The sequence below is a fragment of the Streptomyces sp. CB03234 genome (assembly GCF_001905885.1).
GTDB lineage: Bacteria > Actinomycetota > Actinomycetes > Streptomycetales > Streptomycetaceae > Streptomyces.
This window is the reverse complement of record NZ_LIYH01000002.1, coordinates 639,729-659,625: the sequence shown is the minus strand read 5'-3', so window position 1 is coordinate 659,625 and position 19,897 is coordinate 639,729. Positions and strand designations below refer to the sequence as shown.

The following is a 19,897-nucleotide window of genomic DNA, read 5'->3' as shown; positions in this document are numbered from 1 at the left end:
GGGGTTTTCGGAAAACAGGGGGCGTTCCGCGTCAGCCGACGACCTTCTTGAGTGCGTCGCCGAGCGCGTCGGCCTCGTCCGGAGTCAGCTCGACGACAAGCCGACCGCCGCCTTCGAGCGGAACGCGCATGACGATGCCCCGCCCCTCCTTGGTCACCTCGAGCGGGCCGTCGCCCGTCCGCGGCTTCATGGCCGCCATGCTCGTTCCCCTTCCTGAAACCAGCTCATCGTCGCCGACGGCCCTCTGGCATGGGCACGCATCACCGGCATCGAACACATTGCTTCCAGGTCATTATCCCGCATGGCAGGACCCGATGACCAACATCGGTCGGCATCGCTTACGCAACGCGCTCTCGCAAAACCGTCCAATTCGGCGATACGCCTGCGATACTGCGCCGCCGCACACGGTGGCGGGGCCGCACTTTCTTTGACGCAGGTCACATGTCCGGGCGCATGCCCGGTCGCGATGATCTCCGCCATGCTGGGCGGGACATCACCGCCGTAGCCGCAAAGGGGACCCTGCCATGGCCGACACCGTGCTGTACGAGGTGGGCGACGGACTCGCCACGATCACGATCAACCGGCCCGACGCCATGAACGCGATGAACACGGAGGCGAAGGTCGCCCTCCGGGACGCGGTCCTGGCGGCGGCGGAGGACACCGCCGTACGGGCGGTCCTGCTGACCGCGACGGGCCGGGCGTTCTGCGTGGGGCAGGACCTCAAGGAACACGTCTCGCTGATCGGCACCGAGCACACGATGAGCACCGTGCGGGAGCACTACAACCCGGTCATCCGGGCGATCACCTCGATGCCGAAGCCCGTCGTCGCCGGGGTGAACGGGGTCGCGGCCGGGGCGGGCTTCGGCTTCGCGCTGGCGGCGGACTACCGGGTGGTGGCCGACACGGCGTCCTTCAACACCTCCTTCGCGGGGGTCGCCCTGACCGCCGACTCGGGCGTCTCCTGGACGCTGCCCCGCCTGGTGGGCCCGGGGCGGGCGGCGGACCTGCTGTTCTTCCCGCGCTCGATCACGGCGCAGGAGGCGTACGAGCTGGGCATCGCGAACCGGCTGGTCCCGGCGGCCGACCTGGCGGCCGAGGCGGAGTCGGTTGCCCGCGCCCTCGCGGGGGGCCCGACGGTGGCGTACGCGGCGCTGAAGGAGTCGCTCGCGTACGGGGCGACCCACACGCTGGACGAGGCCCTGGACAAGGAGGACGAGCTCCAGACCAAGGCGGGCGCGTCCGAGGACCACGGGATCGCGGTCCAGGCGTTCCTCGCCAAGGAAAAGCCGAAGTACCTCGGCCGCTGACCCCTCGGGTGGGGTGCCGAGTGAAGGTGGCCGATCGTGCAAGGGCGGCGGGGAGCGGGCCTCCAGGTCAGACCCGGCCGCCGCCGCGGGCCGCGCAGGTGGTGAGGTGGTCGTCGACCAGGCCGCAGGCCTGTATCAGGGCGTAGGCCGTCGTCGGGCCGACGAAGCGGAGGCCCTGCTTCTTGAGGGCCTTGGACAGGGCCGTCGACTCGGGCGTGACCGCCGGGACGTCGGCGATGGTGCGGGGGGCCGGGCGGGAGGCGGGGTCGGGGGCGTACGACCAGATCAGGGCGTCCAGCTCGCCCGGTGCCCAGCCGGCCAGGACGCGTGCGTTGGCGAGGCAGGCGTCGATCTTGGCGCGGTTGCGGATGATCCCGGTGTCGGCCAGCAGCCGCTCCCGGTCGGCGTCGGAGAACTCCGCGACCGCCGCGATCTCGAAATCCGCGAACGCCCGGCGGAAGCCCTCGCGGCGGCGGAGGATCGTGATCCAGGACAGGCCCGACTGGAAGGCCTCCAGGCAGAGCCGTTCGAACAGGGCGTCGTCGCCGTGGACGGGGCGTCCCCACTCCTCGTCGTGGTACCGGATGTAGTCCTCGGTGGACAGGCCCCACGGGCAGCGCGGCTTCCCGTCCGGGCCCGGCAAAGCCTCGCCGGTCACTGGTCCCGCTCCTCCCCCGGCGCGTCGGGCCGACGGGGCCCCTCCGCGCGGGCTCCCGCCAGCGCGGCTTCCAGCTCGGCGATCCGCGCGTCCCGCTCGGCGAGCTCGGCGCCGAGCCGCCCGAGGACGTCGTCCACCTCCGCCATCCGGTACCCGCGCGGCGCCAGCGGCAGCCGCAGCGCGTCGATGTCGGCGCGGCCGACGGGGCGGGTCAGCGGCAGCTGGTCCACCGTGTGCTCGGGCGCCGCCTCGGGAAGCACGTCGCTCTCCCCGCCGCCGATCACGGCGAGGGTGACCGCGGCAACGACCACGACCATCGCTACAGCCAAGAACCAGAACACGACCGTGCCTCTCCACCGGGAGCGAAAACGTAACGCTGCCGATCGTGCCATGCGCCACCGACAGTTAAGGTCGCAGGCGACGGAACGCGAGGAGGACGAACGGGATGCTGCGCTTGGGACGGCGTGAATTCGACGCGCACGAGCCGGTGATCATGGCCATCGTGAACCGGACCCCGGACTCCTTCTACGACCAGGGCGCCACGTTCCGCGACGAGCCGGCGCTCGCCCGCGTCGAGCAGGCGGTGTCGGAGGGTGCCGCCATCATCGACATCGGCGGGGTGAAGGCCGGTCCCGGAGAGGAGGTGTCGGCCGAGGAGGAGGCGCGTCGCACGGTCGGCTTCGTCGCCGAGGTCCGCCGCCGCCACCCGGACGTGGTGATCAGCGTCGACACCTGGCGGCACGACGTGGGCGAGGCGGTCTGCGAGGCGGGCGCGGACCTGCTGAACGACGCGTGGGGCGGGGTGGACCCGAAGCTCGCGGAGGTCGCCGCGCGGTACGGCGCGGGTCTGGTCTGCACGCACGCGGGCGGCGTGGAGCCGCGCACGCGGCCGCACCGGACGACGTACGACGACGTGATGGCGGACATCCTGCGGGTGACCCTCGGCCTGGCGGAGCGCGCCGTGGAGCTGGGCGTACGCCGCGACGGAATCATGATCGATCCCGGTCACGACTTCGGGAAGAACACCCGGCACAGCCTGGAGGCGACGCGCCGGCTGGGCGAGATGACGGAGACGGGCTGGCCGGTGCTGGTGTCGCTGTCCAACAAGGACTTCGTCGGCGAGACGCTCGACAAGCCCGTCAAGGAGCGGGTGCTGGGCACCCTCGCGACGACGGCCGTGTCGGCCTGGCTGGGCGCCCAGGTGTACCGGGTGCACGAGGTGGCGGAGACCAGGCAGGTGCTGGACATGGTGGCGTCCATCGCGGGTCACCGCCCCCCGGCGGTCGCCCGCCGGGGTCTGGCGTAGCCCTGCCCGTCAGGGGCGGCTCAGGGGCGGCCGGGTCCGGTCTCCTTGGTGACCAGGGCGACCGCCTCGTCGACGTCGTCCGTGACGTGGAAGAGCATCAGGTCCCGCTCCGAGGCCTTGCCCTGGGCGATCACCGTGTCGCGCAGCCAGTCGACCAGGCCCGACCAGTACTCCGTACCGAAGAGCACGATCGGGAAGCGGGTCACCTTCCGCGTCTGGACCAGGGTGAGGGCCTCGAACAGCTCGTCCAGGGTGCCGAGGCCGCCCGGCAGGACGACGAAGCCCTGGGCGTACTTGACGAACATGGTCTTCCGTACGAAGAAGTAGCGGAAGTTGACGCCGATGTCGACGTGCGGGTTCAGGCCCTGCTCGAAGGGCAGCTCGATACCGAGGCCCACCGAGATGCCCTTCGCCTCCCGCGCCCCCTTGTTGGCGGCCTCCATGGCACCCGGGCCGCCGCCCGTGATCACCGCAAAGCCCGCCTCGACCAGCGCCCGGCCGATCCGTACGCCCGCCTCGTACTCCGGCGTGCCCGCCGGGGTGCGGGCCGAGCCGAAGACGCTGATCGCGCTGGGCAGTTCCGCCAGCGCGCCGAAGCCCTCCACGAACTCCGACTGGATGCGCATGACCCGCCACGGGTCGGTGTGGACCCACTCGGAGTCGCCCGCGGTGTCCAGCAGCCGCTGATCGGTGGTGCCGGGCTGGACCTGCTCCCGGCGGCGCAGTACCGGCCCCAGCCGCTGCTCGGCCAGCGCTCGCAGTCCTTCGGCCTCGGCCTCGGGGTTGCCCATGATCCGCTCCCTCCGCTGAACATCGTTTCCCGCTCAGGGTAGGGCGACGGACGTGACAAAAGGCGAAATCACGGAGGTCAGGCAGTGAGCCAGTCGTACAGTCGGCGTTCACAGTGCGTGATCTTGTCGACGGCGACGTGCTCGTCCCGCTTGTGCGCGAAGAGCGCGTCACCGGGGCCGTAGTTGACGGCGGGCACACCCAGCGCGCTGAACCGGGACACGTCCGTCCAGCCGAACTTGGGCTGCGCGGTGCCGCCGACCGCCGCCATGAAGGCCGCGGCGGCCGGGTGCGACAGCCCCGGCAGGGCGCCGCCGGTGTGGTCGTCCACCACGAATTCGTCGACGCCGCAGTCCGCGAACACCTCGCGTACGTGGGCCTCCGCCTCCTCCATGGAGCGGTCGGGCGCGTAGCGGTAGTTGACGATCACGGTGCACTCGTCGGGGATGACGTTGGTGGCCACCCCGCCCTCGATCCCGACGGCGTTGAGGCCCTCGTGGTACTCCAGCCCGTCGATCACCGGGCGGCGCGGTTCGTACGCGGCCAGCTTCGCCAGGATCGGAGCGGCGGCGTGGATGGCGTTGCACCCCATCCAGCTGCGCGCGGAGTGGGCGCGCTCGCCCTTGGTACGGAGGTGCACCCGCAGCGTGCCCTGGCAGCCGCCCTCGACCTGGCCGTCGGACGGCTCCAGCAGGACGGCGAAGTGGCCCTCCAGCCACTCGGGGTGTGCGGCGGCCACATGCCCGAGCCCGTTCAGGTGGGCGGCGACCTCTTCGTTGTCGTAGAAGACGAAGGTCAGGTCGCGGTTGGGCTCCGGGACGGTCGCGGCGATGCGCAGCTGGACGGCGACGCCCGACTTCATGTCCGAGGTGCCGCAGCCCCACAGGATGCCGTTGTCGTCGAGCCGGGAGGGGACGTTGTCGGCGATCGGCACGGTGTCGATGTGTCCGGCCAGCACGACGCGCTCGGCCCGGCCCAGGTTCGTCCGGGCGACGACGTTGTTGCCGTACCGGTCGACGGTCAGGTGCGGCAGCGTGCGCAGCGCCTGCTCGATCGCGTCGGCGAGGGGCTTCTCGGTGCCGCTGACGGAAGGGAAGTCGACGAGCGCGGCGGTGAGCGCCGGGCCGTCCTGCGTGAGGTCCAGCATGGTGGCAGGCATGGTCTCGGACATGGTGCCGAGCCTAACCCGGCCCTCCAGTACGGTGGGCTCCGTGTCCGAGTCCACCCGTCCTCGCCGGCCTCGGCGACCTCGCCGACTGAGAATCGCCGTCGCGCTCGCCGTGCTGCTGGCGGTCATCGCGTACGTCGTCGTGCAGTACGTCACCGGCGGCAAAGGCGCCCCGCGGTGCGTCGTGGGCAGCGGGAACAACACGTACTGGTTCACCCCCGAGCAGGCGTCGAACGCCGCGACGATCTCCGCGGTGGGGACGTCCCGGGGCATGCCCGAGCGGGCGGTCACCATCGCGCTGGCGACCGCCCTGCAGGAGTCGGCCCTGCGCAACATCCGCTACGGCGACCGCGACTCCCTCGGCCTGTTCCAGCAGCGGCCCTCGCAGGGCTGGGGCACCGAGGCGCAGATCCTCGACCCGGTCTTCTCGTCGGGGAAGTTCTACGACCACCTCGCCAAGGTGCCGGGCTACTCCCGGCTGCCGTTGACCGTGGCCGCGCAGCGCGTACAGCGCAGCGGGTTCCCCCAGGCGTACGCGAAGCACGAGCCGGACGCCGCGCTGCTCGCCGCCGCGCTCACCGGGCGCTCGCCCGCGTCCCTGACCTGCACGCCCGGCAGCGGGCAGGTGAAGGCCGGTGATCCGGCGAAGGTACGGGCGGAGCTGAAGCGCGCGTTCGGTGAACTGCCCCGGGGCGGGGCGGCGCCGGAGATCTCCGTACCGGTGCGGGCGACGGCGGCCGGCTCGGCCGGCTCGGCCGGCCCCGAGGGCGCGACGCCCGGCGGCGGCTCGCGCCGCGGCTGGGAGCTGGCCCAGTGGGCGGTGGCCCAGGCGGACGCTCTCGGGCTCGCGGAGGTGTCGTACGCGGGCCGGGTGTGGAGCGTGGCGGAGGCCGAAGACGGCTGGCGCTCCGCCCCCGCCGGTACGTCACGTCCCGACGAGGTCCGCATCCGCGTGACGCGGTAACGCCGGGCCGTTCGTGCCGGTCCGCCCCGGGCGCGGCCTGCATCGGGTGGGGCCTGCATCGGGTGCGGCCTGCCCCGGGTGCGGCATACCCCCGGTGCGGCCTGTATCGGGCGCGGCCTGCAGCGGAGCGGCACAGGCGCCGGGCGGCGCGGGAGGTCGTGGGTGGGGGCGTGGCCCCTCCGGGCTCACCTCCTCGAGGCCGGCGGCCTCGGGCACGCCGGATCGGGAGCCCTCCCATGGCCGCCGACCTCTGCGGGGGCGACCCTGCACGGCCCCGCCCGGCCGCCTTGCGGCTGCCACCTATGCCTGGCGGGGCGGGAGTCGAAAAGTGGCGCGGGCGTGCGTACGGGAATTCACTCGGGCGGGGCACTCGGCATCGCGTCATCGGCTGGTTTTGTCCCAGACCGTTTTTCGGCGCCGATTTCCCTGGGAGCGCTGGGAAGTGACGGTTCTTCACGCCCGCGGAACTCTGCTCGTTTGTCCGGTTTTAGGTGGAGCCGATAATGCGACGCATTACCAACTCTTTACCTCGGGCCACCGCAACCTCCCCCGCCCTCCGACCGGTTGTCACAGCGTCCGATCGTCGGACAGGCACCACAGTCAACGACCTCTCCCGTCGAAGGAGCATCATGTCCCTCCCCCTGACCCGTCGGATCGCCCGTGCCGCGCTGCTGATCGCAGCGGGCGCAGCTCCCGTGGTCGGTGCGGCCGGCTCCGCAAGCGCCGTGGACCTCTCCAAGGGTCCCGAACTGGGCGGCGTGAGCAGCCTCGACACCGCCTCGGCGACCGGCACCGTCAGCGGCGCCTCCGAGAGCACGACCGGCCTGGTCGGCGAGGCCGGCAGCAAGGCGGTGAAGCAGGCCGTTCCCGCCGCGGGCAAGACCGTCGCCAAGACGGGCGAGGCCACCACGCCCGTCGCGCAGAAGGCCGCCGGTGACGCGGCCGGCAACGCCGGCGAGCTCGTCGGCGGGGCCGCGGGCGCCGCGCCCACCGACGCGCTCGGCGGCGGCGTCCCGGCGGAGCTGCCGGTGAAGACCCTGCCGGCGCTCGGCCAGTAGCCGTACGCATGGCGAAGGGCCCGGGGGCATTCCCCCGGGCCCTTCGCCATGCCTCAGCCCAGCCGCTTGACCGCGGCCTCGACCCGCTCGTCGGTGGCCGTGAACGCCACCCGTACGAACCGCTCCCCCGCCGCGCCGTAGAAGTCGCCGGGAGCGACCAGGATCCCGAGGGACGCCAGGTACGCCACCGTGTCCCAGCACGGCTCGTCGCGGGTCGCCCACAGGTACAGGCTCGCCTCGCTGTGCTCGATGCGGAAGCCGTGCGTCTCCAGGGCCGTGCGCAGGGCGGTCCGCCGCGCCGCGTAACGGGCGCGCTGCTCGGCCACGTGCGCGTCGTCGCCGAGCGCCGCGACCGTCGCCGCCTGCACGGGCGCGGGCGTCATCATCCCGCCGTGCCTGCGGATCTGGAGCAGCTCGCCCAGCACGGCCGCGTCGCCCGCGATGAACGCGGCGCGGTAGCCGGCCAGGTTCGACCGCTTGGACAGCGAGTGGACGGCGACGATCCCCTCGTACGAGCCACCGCACACATCCGGATGCAGTACGGAGACGGGGTCGGCCTCCCAGCCGAGTTCCAGGTAGCACTCGTCGCTGAAGACCAGGACGCCGTGCTCACGCGCCCAGGCGACGATCCGGGTCAGCTCGTCCTTGGGGATGACCCGGCCGGTCGGGTTGGACGGCGTGTTCAGCCACAGCAGCTTCAGCCCGGCGGGGTCCAGCTCGGTGGGGTCGTCGTAGACGACCGGCGTCGCGCCGCACAGCCGCGCGCCGACCTCGTACGTCGGGTAGGCCAGCCGCGGGTAGGCCACCGTGTCTCCGGCGCCGAGGCCCAGCTGGGTCGGCAGCCACGCCACCAGCTCCTTGGAGCCGACGACCGGCAGCACGTTGGTGTGCGCGAAGCCGCGCGCCCCCAGGCGCCGCTCGCACCAGCCGGTGAGCGCGTCACGCAGCTCGGTCGTCCCCCACACCGTCGGATAGCCCGGCGAGTCGGCCGCGGCCACCAGGGCCCGCTGGATCACCTCGGGGACGGGGTCCACGGGCGTGCCCACGGACAGGTCCACGATGCCGTCCGGGTGGGCCGTGGCCGTCTTCTTGTACGGCTCGAGCTTGTCCCACGGGAAGACGGGGAGGCGTGAGGAGACGGGGGAGGACACGGTGCTCGCTTTCTTCTGCTTCAGGGGCGAAAACACATCGGTCCCGTACAGCGGCGGGAGCCGTACGGGACCGAGGGTGCGCGATCAGCCGTTCTGCGGCGGCAGGGCGGCGATGAAGGGGTGGTCGCGCTCGATCAGGCCCAGCTTCGAGGCACCACCGGGCGAACCCAGGTCGTCGAAGAACTCGACGTTCGCCTTGTAGTAGTCCTTCCACTCCTCGGGAGTGTCGTCCTCGTAGAAGATCGCCTCGACCGGGCAGACCGGCTCACAAGCACCGCAGTCGACGCATTCGTCCGGGTGGATGTACAAGGACCGCTGGCCCTCGTAGATGCAGTCGACGGGGCACTCCTCGATGCACGCCTTGTCCTTGACGTCGACACAAGGCTGCGCGATGACGTAGGTCACGCTGGTCGTTCCTCCTCGGTAGGGCTGTTTGCGCGGGAGCGCGGCGTCGTCGATGCCCGCACCTAGTATCTCCGTTCTTGGGACGGAACCGAACAGGAGGGGCGGACTGAGCTGTGGAATTCACTGCGGGCGGACGGCTGGAGGTCCGGATCGGCCCCTCTGACGTGGGTAAACGAGTCTCCGTCCGCCGGTTGAGCGACCCTGGAGCGCGGTCGGAGAAGTTCACCGACACGGTCGGTGTTCTCACATCATGGACCGGGGGTGTGCTGCTGATCACACGACGGACCGGGGAAACTGTCCGTATTCCGGAATCCACGCTGGTCGCGGGCAAGGTCGTACCCGCCGCACCCGCCCGCCGCCGGGGCCCCGCGGCCGGTTTCGAGGAGCTGGCGCGGGTGACCGCGCGGGCCTGGCAGCCGGTGGAGAGCGAGCCGCTCGGTCAGTGGACGCTGCGGGCGTCCCACGGGTTCACGCGGCGGGCCAACTCGGTGCTGCCGCTCGGCGATCCCGGCATGCCGCTGGACGACGCCCTGGCACGCGCGCGTGCCTGGTACGAGGAGCGCGGCCTGCCCCCGTACGTCCAGACGGCGACCGGCGCGGAGGGCACCCAGGAGCGGCTGTGCGCGGCGCTGGACGAGCGGGGCTGGCACCGGGAGGTCACGGCGGAGGTACGGATCGGGGCGCTGGCGCCGATCGCGGACCTGCCCACCGAGGGCGTACGGCTGTCCCGCTCCGTGGACGAGGCGTGGCTGCGCCGCTACAACCGCTCGGGCGTGCCCGGCCCCCACGTCCTGCACGTCCTGAACAGCGGCCCCTCCGTATGGTTCGCCTCCCTGCCCGGCGACGGCGACGTCCCGGCGGCGATCGGGCGGTGCGTGGTCGACGGGCGGTGGGCCGGGTTCATGGCGGTCGAGGTGGACCCGGCGTACCGCAGGCAGGGCCTCGGCACGGCGGTCATGGCGGCACTGGCCGGCCGCGCCCTGGACGAGGGCGCGTCCGCGGCCTGGCTCCAGGTGGAGTCGGACAATGGTGGTGCTCTCGCCCTGTACGAAGGGATGGGCTTCGCCGTCCACCACCTGTACCACCACTTCCGATCTCCCGAAGCGGGTACGTGACGCGTATGCACACCACCGAGTGGCGCCGCCGGTTCGCCGAGGAGGCACGCGAGGAACGGCCGGACCTCGCGACGCTGTGCCTGCTGGTGGGCGCGGAGGCGGACCCGGCGCTCGGACAGGCCGGGATGGACGCCGCCGAGATCGAGCTGGACCGGCTGGCCGGGCTGCTGCCGTACGGGCTGCGCGGCCCGCGCTCGTGGGTGGCCGCGCTCGCCGTCCTCCTCGGCGAGCGGTGCGGCTTCCACGGCACGCCCGGCGACTACCAGCGCCTGGAGTCGTCGCTGCTGCACGAGGTGCTGCGGCGCCGCAGGGGCCTGCCGATCCTGCTGTCGGTGGTGTGGATCGAGGTCGCCCGGCGGGCGGGCGCGCCGGTGTACGGCGTGGCGCTGCCGGGGCACTTCGTGATCGGCTTCGGCGACCCGGAGGAGCAGGTGCTGGCGGACCCGTTCGCCGGGGGCCGGGCGCTGACCGGAGCGGACGCGGAGCTGCTGGTGACCGGGGCGACCGGCGAGCGCCTGCACCCCTCGATGCTGGTCCCCACGGACCCCTTGCAGATCATGCAGCGGATCCTCAACAACATCCGCGCCTGGGCCTCCGTACGCCCGGAGCGCTCGGACGTCGCCCTGTGGGCGGTCGAGCTGTCCCTGCTGCTCCCCACCCACCCGGCCCGCCTGCGTTACGAGCGCGCCCAGCTGCTGGTCCAGCGCGGCGACTTCCTGACCGGCGCGGCGGAGATGGACGCGTACGCGGAGGTGGTCGCCGCCGTCGAACCGACCGTGGCGGAGACGGTCCGCCACCGGGCCCGAGCGGCCCGCGCGATGCTCAACTGACACGCTCTCGCAAACGGCACCCGTCCGGCGCCCCCTCCCCACCGGTCCGCACCCGGCCGACGGCCGGGCGGGGCCGTGCAGGGTCGCCCCCGCAGAGGTCGGCGGCCATGGGAGGGCTCCCGATCCGGCGTACCCGAGGCCGCCGGCCTCGAGGAGGTGAGCCCGGAGGGGCCACGCCCCCCACGGGTGGAACCCGCACCCCGCGCCAGGGCGCCGCCACGGGGGCCCGCACCCCGCGCCTGGGCGCCCACCGCCGGGGCGGACCCGCACCAAAGCCGCCGCGCCCGCGCGCGCCGGGTCAGTCGCGGTCGACGTGTTCGCGGACGATCTTGCCGGTCCGGGTGTCGATGTCGTACGTCGTCTTGTACCAGTCGTTCGTCGTCACGACGTCGACGGACCAGACGGTGTCGTCCAGTTCGACGGCCGCGACCGTGCCCTTCTTGCGGTCGGTGGCCGTCTTGACGGCCTGCTGCGGGGTGACCTTGGCGGCGGACAGCCGCCCGGCGAGCTCGCGCTTGTCGTCCGGGGCCTGGCCGGTCTCGACTCGCGACTCGGTCACCTTGCCGGAGACGGCGTCGACGCGGACGGTGTAGGCGGTGCCGTCCTGGGCGGCGACCGTGGAGACCCACTCGGGGGTGCGCGGGCCGGGGCTCGGGCTGCCGACGGCGGAGCGCGCCCACTTCAGCTCGATCTCGGCGAGCTTCCCTTCCTGTACGCCTGCCACGGCCGTCCCGGCCGCCTTGTCCCACGGCACCTTTGTGGCCTGGATCAGTGCCTTGCGCTCCGCCTGGTCCTCGGTCAGGCGGCGCGGCGAGACGGTTGCGCCGGGGCTGCCGTACGGGGAGGGCGCGGCGGCGGCGACACGCGGTTCGCGGTCGTCCCCGCAGGCGGTGAGGAGAGGGGCCGTCGCGACGACGGCGCACGCGGCAACGGCGACGGAGACGATTCGGCGGCGGCGGAGGCGGAGCTGTGCGGTCATGTCCGCACCGGTAACCCCTTGGGGGCCCGGCCATGCCGAGTCGTCCTGGAGCCACCCGAACGGCCCCCGCCCGCGGTGGGGCGGGGGCCGGCGGGGTCAGCCCTGGGGGTCGAGTTCGATCGTCTCGGTGCGCTCGGCGGGGGTCTTGCCGAGCAGGGCCGTCTGCATCGCGTGGGCGACGTCGTCGGCGGAGACCTCGTGCTGCTTGCCGTCGCCCTTGGTGATCATGACGCCGTCGAAGACGCCCTCCAGCAACTGGTCGATCGCCTTCTTGTTGTAGACCTCGACCAGGCGGCCGTTGATCGGCTTCATGGAAAGGATCTTCGGCAGCGACCTGGCCGGGCCGAACTTGATCTCCTTGCCGCCCGCCCTGATGATCACCGCGTCGGACATGGCGGGCTCGGCGAACTCCTTCATCGCCCGGTCCAGTTCGGTCTGGGTGATGGTCGGTTCCTTGGTGACGACGGGCAGCTCGACCGTGTTCGTCCGGCCGGTCTCGACCTGGGCGCGGTAGGCGTCCCGTACCGAGATCATCGACCGCTGGACGTCCAGCGCCTTGCCGGCCTTGCCGGGTACGGCGACGGCCTTGCCCGGCTCGAACTTGATCGTGCCCTCGGTGGCCGAGCCGGAGACGCCCGCCAGGTCGGTCAGGGCGACGCTCAGCTTCTCCTCGTCGACCGGGATGACCGGCTGGGCGACGCGCTCACCGCCGAAGAGGGAGCCGATCACCGAGACGGGGTTGTAGTCGGCGCCCGCGGCGGCCCGGACGGTCTCCTGGGCGTCCAGGGACAGGCCGGCCTTTTCCGGGGCCAGTTCTTCCTTCTTGCCGCCCACGCTGAGCTGGAGGGGGGCGGTGGCGCGCTCGCCGAACGCGGTTTCGAGCTTCTGGACCGCCTGCTCCTTGGTGCCGCCGCCGATGTCGACGCCGAGGACCGTGGTGCCCTTGGGTACCTCGGAGTGGTTGAGGAGCAGACCGGCGCCGTACGCGACGCCGGTCAGGACGACCACCGCCACGCCCAGGAGGACCAGCTTGGACCGGCCCTTCTTCTGCGGGCGGGCGGGCGCGGCCGCGGGAGCCGGCGCCGGGGCCGACGTGGGGGCCGGGGCGGCCGGGGCGGCCGGCGGCGCGGCGGCGGCCGGCTCGGGGTCCTCGTACAGCGCGGCGCCCCGGTCGGTGGCGACCTGCGCCGGGCCGGAGACCGGGAACGGCGAGGGGCCGCGGTGCTCCGGCGGGACCACGGGGATGCCGCTCGTGAGCGTGTCACCCGACACGTTGCCGCCGGCCGGCGGCCCGGCGGGCGGGCGCACCGCGCCCTGCTCGTACGAAGACTCGTACGAAGTCTCGTACGAGCGATCGAACGGAGCCCCGGGCTCGAACTCCGGCGCGGGGTTCTGCGGCGTCAGTACGGCGGTGTCGTCGGACATCCACGGCACGGCGCTCATGCTGCCGGTGACCGGGCCCGTCGTCGGACCGTTCGGGTGCGCCGGGCGGCCGGGGGCCATCGCGTCCGCCGCGAGGTCGTCCAGGGCGCTGTGCGGGCGGGGGGCGTCCCCGCGGGGGCCTTGCGGGGCCGGGCCCTGCGCGGGCGACGACGGAGTCGAGGCGGGCGCCTGCTGGGGCGCGGACGAGGCCGAGGGCGAAGCCGCGGGCGTCGGGGGCTTGCGGGGGGCGAACCAGTCGCTGGCCGGCTTCTCCTCCGCCTGCGGCTCCTCCACCGGCTTCGGCGAGCGCGCCTCCGCGACCGGCGGCCGCTCGGCAGCGGCCCGCGGGGCCGGAGTTCCGCCGGCCGCGTCCGTCTCGCCGACCGGCTTGCGCACCACGACCGGCGGGATCGGCCGCGAACCGGGGATGTTGATCCGGATGCGGGTGGTCAGCGTGGTCTCGGTCCTGGGCTCGTCCGGCTCCGCCGCGGCGGCTCCGGCGCTCTCGTCCGGTGCGTCCTGCGTCGGGTGCAGCGACGGATACTGGCGCGATCCGTACGGCGGTGTACCCGAGGGGTACGCGGCTCCGCCGCGCCCCTGGGGGCCGGAGGACGAACTGTCAGTTTCACGACTCAAAGCAGGTTCTCCCGGTTGGCTCCGCCGCCCGCTCTTACACGTGCGGGCGCTCGGCGGCGCGCACCACCATACTGGCCGCCGCCGCCGGGTATCCCGCGACCGGGGGAAGCGGGATCGGTCATTCCGGCCCAAGCCAGGGCACGTCACACGCCAAGTGGGCCGGTTCCGCCGTCCCGGTGCGGGAGCCGTGACATGGTGGCGCACATCACAGCGGCGGCCATGCCGCCCAGGACGTACACCAGCTCGGCGCCACCGCCCCAGAAGACCTGGTCTCCCTCGGGCCGGCCGAGGCTGACCAGCACGACGGCGACCAGCCAGCCGACGCCGGGCGCCACCACTCCCAGCTGGGTGCCGGTCGCGCGCAGCGCGCCGTAGAACAGCCCCACGCAGGCGGCGAGCGCGAGGAGCAACCCACCGGGGAACCACGCGGATTGGACCAGCGCCCCGGCGAGGCCGACGACCGCCCCGAGGACGGCGAGGCCCGCGTACGAACCGATCCGCGCGGCCTTCATGACGCCACCCCGGCGAACAGGTCGTCCTCCCGCCGGCCGGCCGGGGCGCCGGACCTGCCCTGTACCAACTGGTAGTACTCCGTGGTGAAGATGGGCTGGCCCAGATCGTTGGAGAGCGCGAAGAAGGCGCCCTCCACGGCGATTTGCGTGGCGTGGGCGCGCATGGCCGCCGCCTTCCGTTCCGCGTAGTCCGTCCCGTCGATCTCGGCCGTGACGACCGAGTCGTCCACGACGCCGGGTACGTCGCCGATCGAGCCCACGGCGGGGAACACGCCCGCCGCACGCAGTCGGGCGAAGCCCTCCTCGGCGACCGTGCGCGGCACCCGGTTCCAGTAGATCTTGGCGATCTCGTGGGTGTCCCCGAGGTCGCGCCGGAAGGCCGGCTCGGCGGCCAGTTCGGCGGCGCGCATCGCGACGCGGTGGGCCTGGATATGGTCGGGGTGCCCGTAGCCGCCGTCCGGGTCGTACGTCACCAGGACCTGGGGGCGGACGGACCGGATGATCTCGACGAGGTGGGGGGCGGCGTCGTCCACGTCCGTGTTCCAGAAGGCGCCGTCCCGGCGGTTCTGCTCGGCGCCCATCATCCCGGAGTCGCGGAACCGGCCGGGCCCGCCCAGGAAGCGGTGGTCGGTGACGCCCAGCTCCTTCATCGCGGCGGCCAGTTCGCCGACGCGGTGAGGGCCGAGCCGGTCCTCCCGGTCGGGCGCCAGATGGGCGAGGGCGGGCGGGATGACCTCGCCCTCCTCGCCGCGTGTGCAGGTCACGAGGGTGACCTGGGCACCCTCGGCCGCGTACTTGGCCATGGTGGCGCCGTTGTTGATCGACTCGTCGTCGGGGTGCGCGTGCACCAGGAGCAGACGACGGGCGGGGAGTTCCGTCATACGGACACCCTAGAACGTGGCGCCCGGAAGGTGGCGCCCGGAACGTACCGCCTAGAACTTGATGCCGCCGATCATGCTCGCCACATTGGTGGTGAGCTCACTGATGGTCGGGGCGATGGAGGAGCTCGCCAGGTAGAAGCCGAGCAGCATGCAGACCGCCGCGTGTCCACCCTTCAGACCGGACTTCTTGATCAGCAGGAAGACGACGATCGCCAGCAGCACCACCGCCGAAATCGAGAGTGCCACGGCGGTTCACCTCCATACATATTCGTTCCGGACCGGGCAGGGCGCATGTGCCGGAGGGTACATACCCACCTGGCGCTACGGATCATAACTATCCGTTCCCACGCATCGATCGGTGCACGGCAGCACATGGGGGCGCACGACCGCTACTTTCGGTCGTATGACCTCCAGGCAACAGCTCTCATTCCCTCGCCAGTACGCACGGACGCAGCGCTACACCCTTGGTGTTCCCCGGGCGTTCACCGTCTCCCCCGACGGCTCCCGGGTCGTCTTCCTCCGCTCCCCCTCCGGCACCGACCGAGCGAACCGGCTGTGGGTGCTCGACCTGCACGACGGCGCGCGCGAGCGCGTGGCCGCCGACCCGGACGCGCTGCTGGGCGGCGCGGAGGAGGAGTTGTCGCCCGAGGAGCGGGCGCGCCGTGAACGCAGCCGTGAGGGCGCGGGCGGCATCGTGGGGTACGCGGTGGACGGGGCGGTCGAGTTGGCGGCGTTCGCGCTGTCGGGGCGGCTGTTCGTGGCGGAGCTGCGGGCCGGGACGGCGCGTGAACTGCGCGTACCGGGCCCGGTGATCGACCCGCGACCGTCGCCGGACGGGCGGTACGTGGCGTACGTGGCCGGGGGCGCCCTGCGGGTGACGGGCACCGGTGGCGAGGGGGACGGCGACGGCGGCGGCGACCGCGCGCTGGCCGAGCCGGAGGACGGGAACGTCACGTACGGGCTGGCGGAGTTCATCGCGGCCGAGGAGATGGGCCGCTCCCGCGGCTTCTGGTGGTCGCCGGAGTCGGACCGGCTGCTGGTCGCGCGGGCCGACGACAGTCCCGTACAGCGCTGGTGGATCTCCGACCCGGCGCATCCGGACCGGGAGCCGGTGAAGGTGGCCTATCCGGCGGCGGGGACGGCCGACGCGGAGGTGTCGCTGTGTCTGCTCGGCCTGGACGGCACGCGTACGGAGGTCACGTGGGACCGGGCGCGCTACCCGTACCTGGCGCGGGTGCACTGGTCGTCGGACGGGGCGCCGCTGCTGCTCGTACAGGCCCGTGACCAGCGTACGCAGCTGTACCTGGCGGTGGACACCGCGTCGGGGACGACCCGGACGGTGCATGTCGACGAGGACCCGGATTGGCTGGAACTGCTCGGTGGGGTGCCGGCCTGGGCTCCGGACGGGCGGCTGGTGCGGATCGCCGACGAGGGCGGGGCGCGGGTGCTGGCCGTCGGCGACCGGACGCTGACGGGTGCGCAGCTCCACCTCCGCGGGGTCCTGGACGTCGGCGAGAACGACGTGCTGGTGTCGGCGTCGGCGGGTGAGGAGGCCGCGGAGGCGGAAATTGGCGAGATCCATGTGTACCGGGTCAACGAACTGGGCGTGGAGCGCGTCTCCGAAGGGCCCGGAGTGCACTCGGCGGTCCGGTGCGGGGCGGTGACCGTCCTGGCGTCGGCGCGGGCCGGTGAGCCGGGGACGACCGTGCGGGTGCTGCGGGACGGCAAGCCGGTGGCGGAGGTGGCGTCGTACGCCGAGCGGCCGGTGCTGTCGCCCCGCCTGACGCTCACCGAGGCGGGCGCGCACCGCATCCCGTGCGCGGTGCTGCTGCCCCGGGACTACGAGGAGGGCGACGGGCCGCTGCCGGTGCTGCTGGACCCGTACGGCGGGCCGCACGGGCAGCGGGTGGTGGCGGCGCACAATCCGCACCTGACCTCGCAGTGGTTCGCCGAGCAGGGTTTCGCGGTGGTCGTGGCGGACGGGCGGGGCGCGCCGGGCCGCTCGCCCGGCTGGGAGAAGGCGGTCAAGGACCGGCTGACGCTGACGCTGGACGACCAGATCGAGGCGCTGCACGGGCTGGCGGACCGGTTCCCGCTGGACCTGGACCGGGTGGCGATGCGGGGCTGGTCGTTCGGCGGCTACCTGGCCGCGATGGCGGTGCTGCGGCGGCCGGATGTGTTCCACGCGGCGGTGGCGGGTGCGCCGATGTCCGATCTGCGGCTGTACGACACGCACTACATGGAGCGGTATCTGGGCCTGCCGCAGGAGGCGCCGGAGGTGTACGCGGCGAACTCGCTGATCACGGACGACGGTCTGTCGGCACCGGAGAACCCCACCCGGCCGCTGATGATCATCCATGGGCTGGCGGACGACAATGTGGTGGCGGCACACACGCTGAAGCTGTCGTCGGCGCTGCTGGCGGCGGGCCGGCCGCATGAGGTGCTGCCGCTGACGGGCGTGACGCACATGACGCCGCAGGAGCAGGTGGCCGAGAACCTGCTGCTGCTCCAGGTGGACTTCCTGAAGCGGTCACTGGGTCTGGCGTAGGCGCACGGCGACCGGCCGGGGCGACATGGCGCGCCCCGGCCGGTCCACGGCACCCGCACGGCCGTACGCTGTTCAGGCTGGCGTGTCCGTATATCGAAACGGCGTCCGGCAAGTTGCCTGGGTGTTAACGGAATTGGGGCCGATCGGCCCATTTGTCCTTGAGACCCCCTTGGGGCTCGACCGGGACCACCTGTTTCTCCTCCGCGAAGTGGCACGCCGACTCGTGCCGCGCCGGAGTGTCCACGTCCCGGAAGGCCGCCGGGACCGCGAGCAGCGGCACCTCCAGCGCGCACCGCTCGCGCGCCTTCCAGCAGCGGGTGCGGAAGCGGCAGCCGGAGGGGACGGCGGTGGGCGAGGGTACGTCGCCGGTGAGCAGGATCCTCTCCCGCTGCTCCCGCGCCTCCGGGTCGGGTACGGGGACGGCGGACAGCAGCGCCTGGGTGTAGGGGTGGGTGGGGTGGTCGTAGATCTCGGTGTCCGTCCCGGTCTCGACGATCCGCCCGAGGTACATCACGCCGACCCGGTCGGAGATGTGCCGGACGATCGACAGGTCGTGGGCGATGAACACGTAACTCAGGCCGAACTCGTCCTGGAGCTTCTCCATCAGGTTGATCACCTGCGCCTGGACGGAGACGTCGAGGGCCGAGACCGGCTCGTCGGCCACGATGACCTCCGGCTGGAGTGCGAGGCCGCGGGCGATGCCGATGCGCTGGCGCTGGCCGCCGGAGAACTGGTGCGGGTAGCGGTTGATGTACTCGGGGTTGAGCCCCACCACGTCCAGCAGCTCCTGCACCTTGCGGCGCCGGTCGCCCTTCGGGGCCACCTCGGGGTGGATCTCGTACGGCTCACCGATGATGTCGCCCACCGTCATCCGCGGGTTGAGCGAGGTGTACGGGTCCTGGAACACCATCTGGATGTTCCGGCGCACCGCCTTCAGCGCCCGCCCGGACAGCTTGGTGATGTCCTCGCCCTTGTAGAGGATCTGCCCGGAGGTGGGCCGCTCCAGGCTGACGAGCATCTTGGCGACCGTGGACTTGCCGCAGCCGGACTCGCCGACGATGCCGAGCGTCTCACCGGGGTCGAGGGCGAAGGAGACCCCGTCGACGGCCTTGACGGCGCCGATCTGCTTCTTGAACAGGATGCCGCGCGTGAGGGGGTAGTGCTTGACGAGCTCGCGCGCCTCAAGAAGGGGAGGCATCGATGGTCTCCTCCCAGAAGTGGCAGGCGCTGCGCCGGTCCTCCGAGACCGGGTACAGGGGCGGTACGTCGATACGGCACACGTCCCGGGCGCGGGGGCAGCGCGGGTGGAAGGGGCAGCCGGGCGGGGTGGCCGTGAGGTTGGGCGGCAGGCCCTTGATGGCGTACAGCTCCCGGCCCTTGTGGTCCAGGCGCGGGATGGAGTCGAGCAGCCCCCGGGTGTAGGGGTGGGCGGGTGCCTTGTAGATGTCGTGGACGGGTGCGGTCTCGACGATCCGCCCGGCGTACATCACGGCGATCCTGTCGGCGACGTCGGCGACGACGCCCAGGTCGTGGGTGATGAGGATGAGGCCCATGGCGAGTTCCCGCTGGAGTTCGGCGAGGAGTTCCATGACCTGGGCCTGGACGGTGACGTCGAGGGCGGTGGTCGGCTCGTCGGCGATGATGAGCGCCGGTTCGAGGGCCATCGCCATGGCGATCATGATGCGCTGGCGCATGCCGCCGGAGAACTGGTGCGGGTACTGGCCGACGCGTTCCCGGGCGGCGGGGATGCGGACACGGTCCATCAGCTCGACGGCCTTGGCGCGGGCGTCCTTCCTGGACATGCCGCGGTGGACGACGAACATCTCGCCGAGCTGGTCGCCGACGCTGAGCACGGGGTTCAGCGACGACAGGGCGTCCTGGAAGATCATCGCCATTTCGGCGCCGCGGACCGTACGCCGGGCGTCCTCCTTCAGTGTCAGCAGGTCCCGGCCCTGGAAGAGGACCTCCCCGCCGGTGATCCGGCCCGGCGGCATGTCGAGGATGCCCATGACGGCCTGGGCGGTGACGGACTTGCCGGAGCCCGACTCGCCGAGGACGGCGAGCGTCTCGCCCGCGTCGACGGCGTACGTCACACCGTTGACGGCCTTGGCCACCCCGTCCCGGGTGCGGAACTCCACGTACAGGTCGCGCACTTCGAGGAGCACGTC

The 19,897-nt window shown here is 72.5% G+C and carries 21 protein-coding genes; 7 read left to right on the top strand and 14 right to left on the bottom strand.

Annotated features, from left to right (window positions below):
• Positions 1-31: 31 nt before the first annotated feature.
• Positions 32-199, bottom strand: a complete 168-nt coding sequence (locus tag AMK26_RS09820) for a DUF3117 domain-containing protein (protein ID WP_003966491.1) — start codon at positions 197-199, stop codon at positions 32-34.
• A gap of 325 nt (positions 200-524) precedes the next feature.
• Between AMK26_RS09820 and AMK26_RS09815 the strand changes: the two genes are divergently transcribed.
• Entirely contained in the window at positions 525-1,307 is a 783-nt protein-coding gene (locus AMK26_RS09815; protein WP_073754115.1) for an enoyl-CoA hydratase/isomerase family protein, read from the top strand.
• Positions 1,308-1,374: 67 nt separating this feature from the next.
• Here the strand turns inward: AMK26_RS09815 and AMK26_RS09810 are convergent, their stop codons facing one another.
• Both AMK26_RS09810 and AMK26_RS09805 read right to left on the bottom strand, forming a co-directional pair.
• On the bottom strand, positions 1,375-1,965 hold the full coding sequence (locus AMK26_RS09810) for a DNA-3-methyladenine glycosylase I (protein WP_073754114.1): 591 nt from the start codon (positions 1,963-1,965) through the stop codon (positions 1,375-1,377).
• Complete coding sequence (locus tag AMK26_RS09805) at positions 1,962-2,306, bottom strand: DivIVA domain-containing protein (RefSeq protein ID WP_198944025.1); 345 nt, start codon at positions 2,304-2,306, stop codon at positions 1,962-1,964. The genes AMK26_RS09810 and AMK26_RS09805 overlap by 4 nt, the downstream gene beginning before the upstream one ends.
• Positions 2,307-2,410: 104 nt before the next feature.
• Here AMK26_RS09805 and folP point away from each other — a divergent pair, with 104 nt between their 5' ends.
• Positions 2,411-3,271, top strand: a complete 861-nt coding sequence (gene folP / locus AMK26_RS09800) for a dihydropteroate synthase (protein WP_073754112.1) — start codon at positions 2,411-2,413, stop codon at positions 3,269-3,271.
• Between the two features lie 20 nt (positions 3,272-3,291).
• Here the strand turns inward: folP and AMK26_RS09795 are convergent, their stop codons facing one another.
• Entirely contained in the window at positions 3,292-4,062 is a 771-nt protein-coding gene (locus tag AMK26_RS09795) for a TIGR00730 family Rossman fold protein (protein WP_073754111.1), read from the bottom strand.
• 77 nt (positions 4,063-4,139) lie between these two features.
• Positions 4,140-5,219 carry a succinyl-diaminopimelate desuccinylase gene (dapE, locus tag AMK26_RS09790; RefSeq protein ID WP_073754759.1) on the bottom strand — a complete coding sequence of 360 codons (1,080 nt, stop codon included), beginning with the start codon at positions 5,217-5,219 and terminating at the stop codon, positions 4,140-4,142.
• Between the two features lie 43 nt (positions 5,220-5,262).
• On the opposite strand from dapE, the gene AMK26_RS09785 reads away from it, so the two are divergent.
• Together AMK26_RS09785 and AMK26_RS09780 are read left to right on the top strand one after the other, a co-directional pair.
• Positions 5,263-6,192, top strand: coding sequence for a hypothetical protein (locus AMK26_RS09785; protein WP_073754110.1), 930 nt, complete (start codon positions 5,263-5,265; stop codon positions 6,190-6,192).
• Positions 6,193-6,821: 629 nt separating this feature from the next.
• Complete coding sequence (locus AMK26_RS09780; RefSeq protein WP_073754109.1) at positions 6,822-7,250, top strand: ATP-binding protein; 429 nt, start codon at positions 6,822-6,824, stop codon at positions 7,248-7,250.
• A 53-nt stretch (positions 7,251-7,303) separates the two neighbouring features.
• On the opposite strand, the gene AMK26_RS09775 is transcribed toward AMK26_RS09780, so the two are convergent.
• The gene (locus AMK26_RS09775; RefSeq protein ID WP_073754758.1) at positions 7,304-8,401 is read right to left on the bottom strand and encodes a bifunctional succinyldiaminopimelate transaminase/glutamate-prephenate aminotransferase; all 1,098 of its coding nucleotides are present in this window, start codon (positions 8,399-8,401) and stop codon (positions 7,304-7,306) included.
• 84 nt (positions 8,402-8,485) lie between these two features.
• On the bottom strand, positions 8,486-8,806 hold the full coding sequence (fdxA, locus tag AMK26_RS09770) for a ferredoxin (RefSeq protein ID WP_031078476.1): 321 nt from the start codon (positions 8,804-8,806) through the stop codon (positions 8,486-8,488).
• Between the two features lie 113 nt (positions 8,807-8,919).
• On the opposite strand from fdxA, the gene AMK26_RS09765 reads away from it, so the two are divergent.
• The gene (locus AMK26_RS09765) at positions 8,920-9,921 is read left to right on the top strand and encodes a GNAT family N-acetyltransferase (RefSeq protein ID WP_073754108.1); all 1,002 of its coding nucleotides are present in this window, start codon (positions 8,920-8,922) and stop codon (positions 9,919-9,921) included.
• 5 nt (positions 9,922-9,926) lie between these two features.
• Positions 9,927-10,751 (top strand): transglutaminase-like domain-containing protein, encoded by an 825-nt coding sequence (locus AMK26_RS09760; RefSeq protein WP_073754107.1) that lies wholly within the window; start codon positions 9,927-9,929, stop codon positions 10,749-10,751.
• A 298-nt stretch (positions 10,752-11,049) separates the two neighbouring features.
• Here the strand turns inward: AMK26_RS09760 and AMK26_RS09755 are convergent, their stop codons facing one another.
• From AMK26_RS09755 to AMK26_RS09735, 5 genes are all read right to left on the bottom strand, one after another.
• On the bottom strand, positions 11,050-11,730 hold the full coding sequence (locus AMK26_RS09755) for a PepSY domain-containing protein (protein WP_073754106.1): 681 nt from the start codon (positions 11,728-11,730) through the stop codon (positions 11,050-11,052).
• Positions 11,731-11,826: 96 nt separating this feature from the next.
• Positions 11,827-13,788: a hypothetical protein gene (locus tag AMK26_RS09750; RefSeq protein ID WP_198944024.1), complete on the bottom strand. Its 1,962-nt coding sequence runs from the start codon at positions 13,786-13,788 to the stop codon at positions 11,827-11,829.
• A 143-nt stretch (positions 13,789-13,931) separates the two neighbouring features.
• Positions 13,932-14,300: a DUF6113 family protein gene (locus AMK26_RS09745; protein WP_073754105.1), complete on the bottom strand. Its 369-nt coding sequence runs from the start codon at positions 14,298-14,300 to the stop codon at positions 13,932-13,934.
• Positions 14,297-15,181 (bottom strand): N-acetyl-1-D-myo-inositol-2-amino-2-deoxy-alpha-D-glucopyranoside deacetylase, encoded by an 885-nt coding sequence (gene mshB / locus AMK26_RS09740; RefSeq protein ID WP_073754104.1) that lies wholly within the window; start codon positions 15,179-15,181, stop codon positions 14,297-14,299. Before mshB ends, AMK26_RS09745 begins: the two co-directional genes overlap by 4 nt.
• 51 nt (positions 15,182-15,232) lie before the next feature.
• Complete coding sequence (locus AMK26_RS09735) at positions 15,233-15,427, bottom strand: hypothetical protein (RefSeq protein ID WP_031078461.1); 195 nt, start codon at positions 15,425-15,427, stop codon at positions 15,233-15,235.
• A gap of 157 nt (positions 15,428-15,584) precedes the next feature.
• On the opposite strand from AMK26_RS09735, the gene AMK26_RS09730 reads away from it, so the two are divergent.
• Positions 15,585-17,729 carry a S9 family peptidase gene (locus AMK26_RS09730; RefSeq protein ID WP_073754103.1) on the top strand — a complete coding sequence of 715 codons (2,145 nt, stop codon included), beginning with the start codon at positions 15,585-15,587 and terminating at the stop codon, positions 17,727-17,729.
• 124 nt (positions 17,730-17,853) lie between these two features.
• On the opposite strand, the gene AMK26_RS09725 is transcribed toward AMK26_RS09730, so the two are convergent.
• Both AMK26_RS09725 and AMK26_RS09720 read right to left on the bottom strand, forming a co-directional pair.
• The gene (locus tag AMK26_RS09725) at positions 17,854-18,927 is read right to left on the bottom strand and encodes an ABC transporter ATP-binding protein (RefSeq protein WP_073754102.1); all 1,074 of its coding nucleotides are present in this window, start codon (positions 18,925-18,927) and stop codon (positions 17,854-17,856) included.
• Complete coding sequence (locus tag AMK26_RS09720) at positions 18,911-19,894, bottom strand: ABC transporter ATP-binding protein (protein WP_073754101.1); 984 nt, start codon at positions 19,892-19,894, stop codon at positions 18,911-18,913. The genes AMK26_RS09725 and AMK26_RS09720 overlap by 17 nt, the downstream gene beginning before the upstream one ends.
• Positions 19,895-19,897 lie beyond the last annotated feature (3 nt).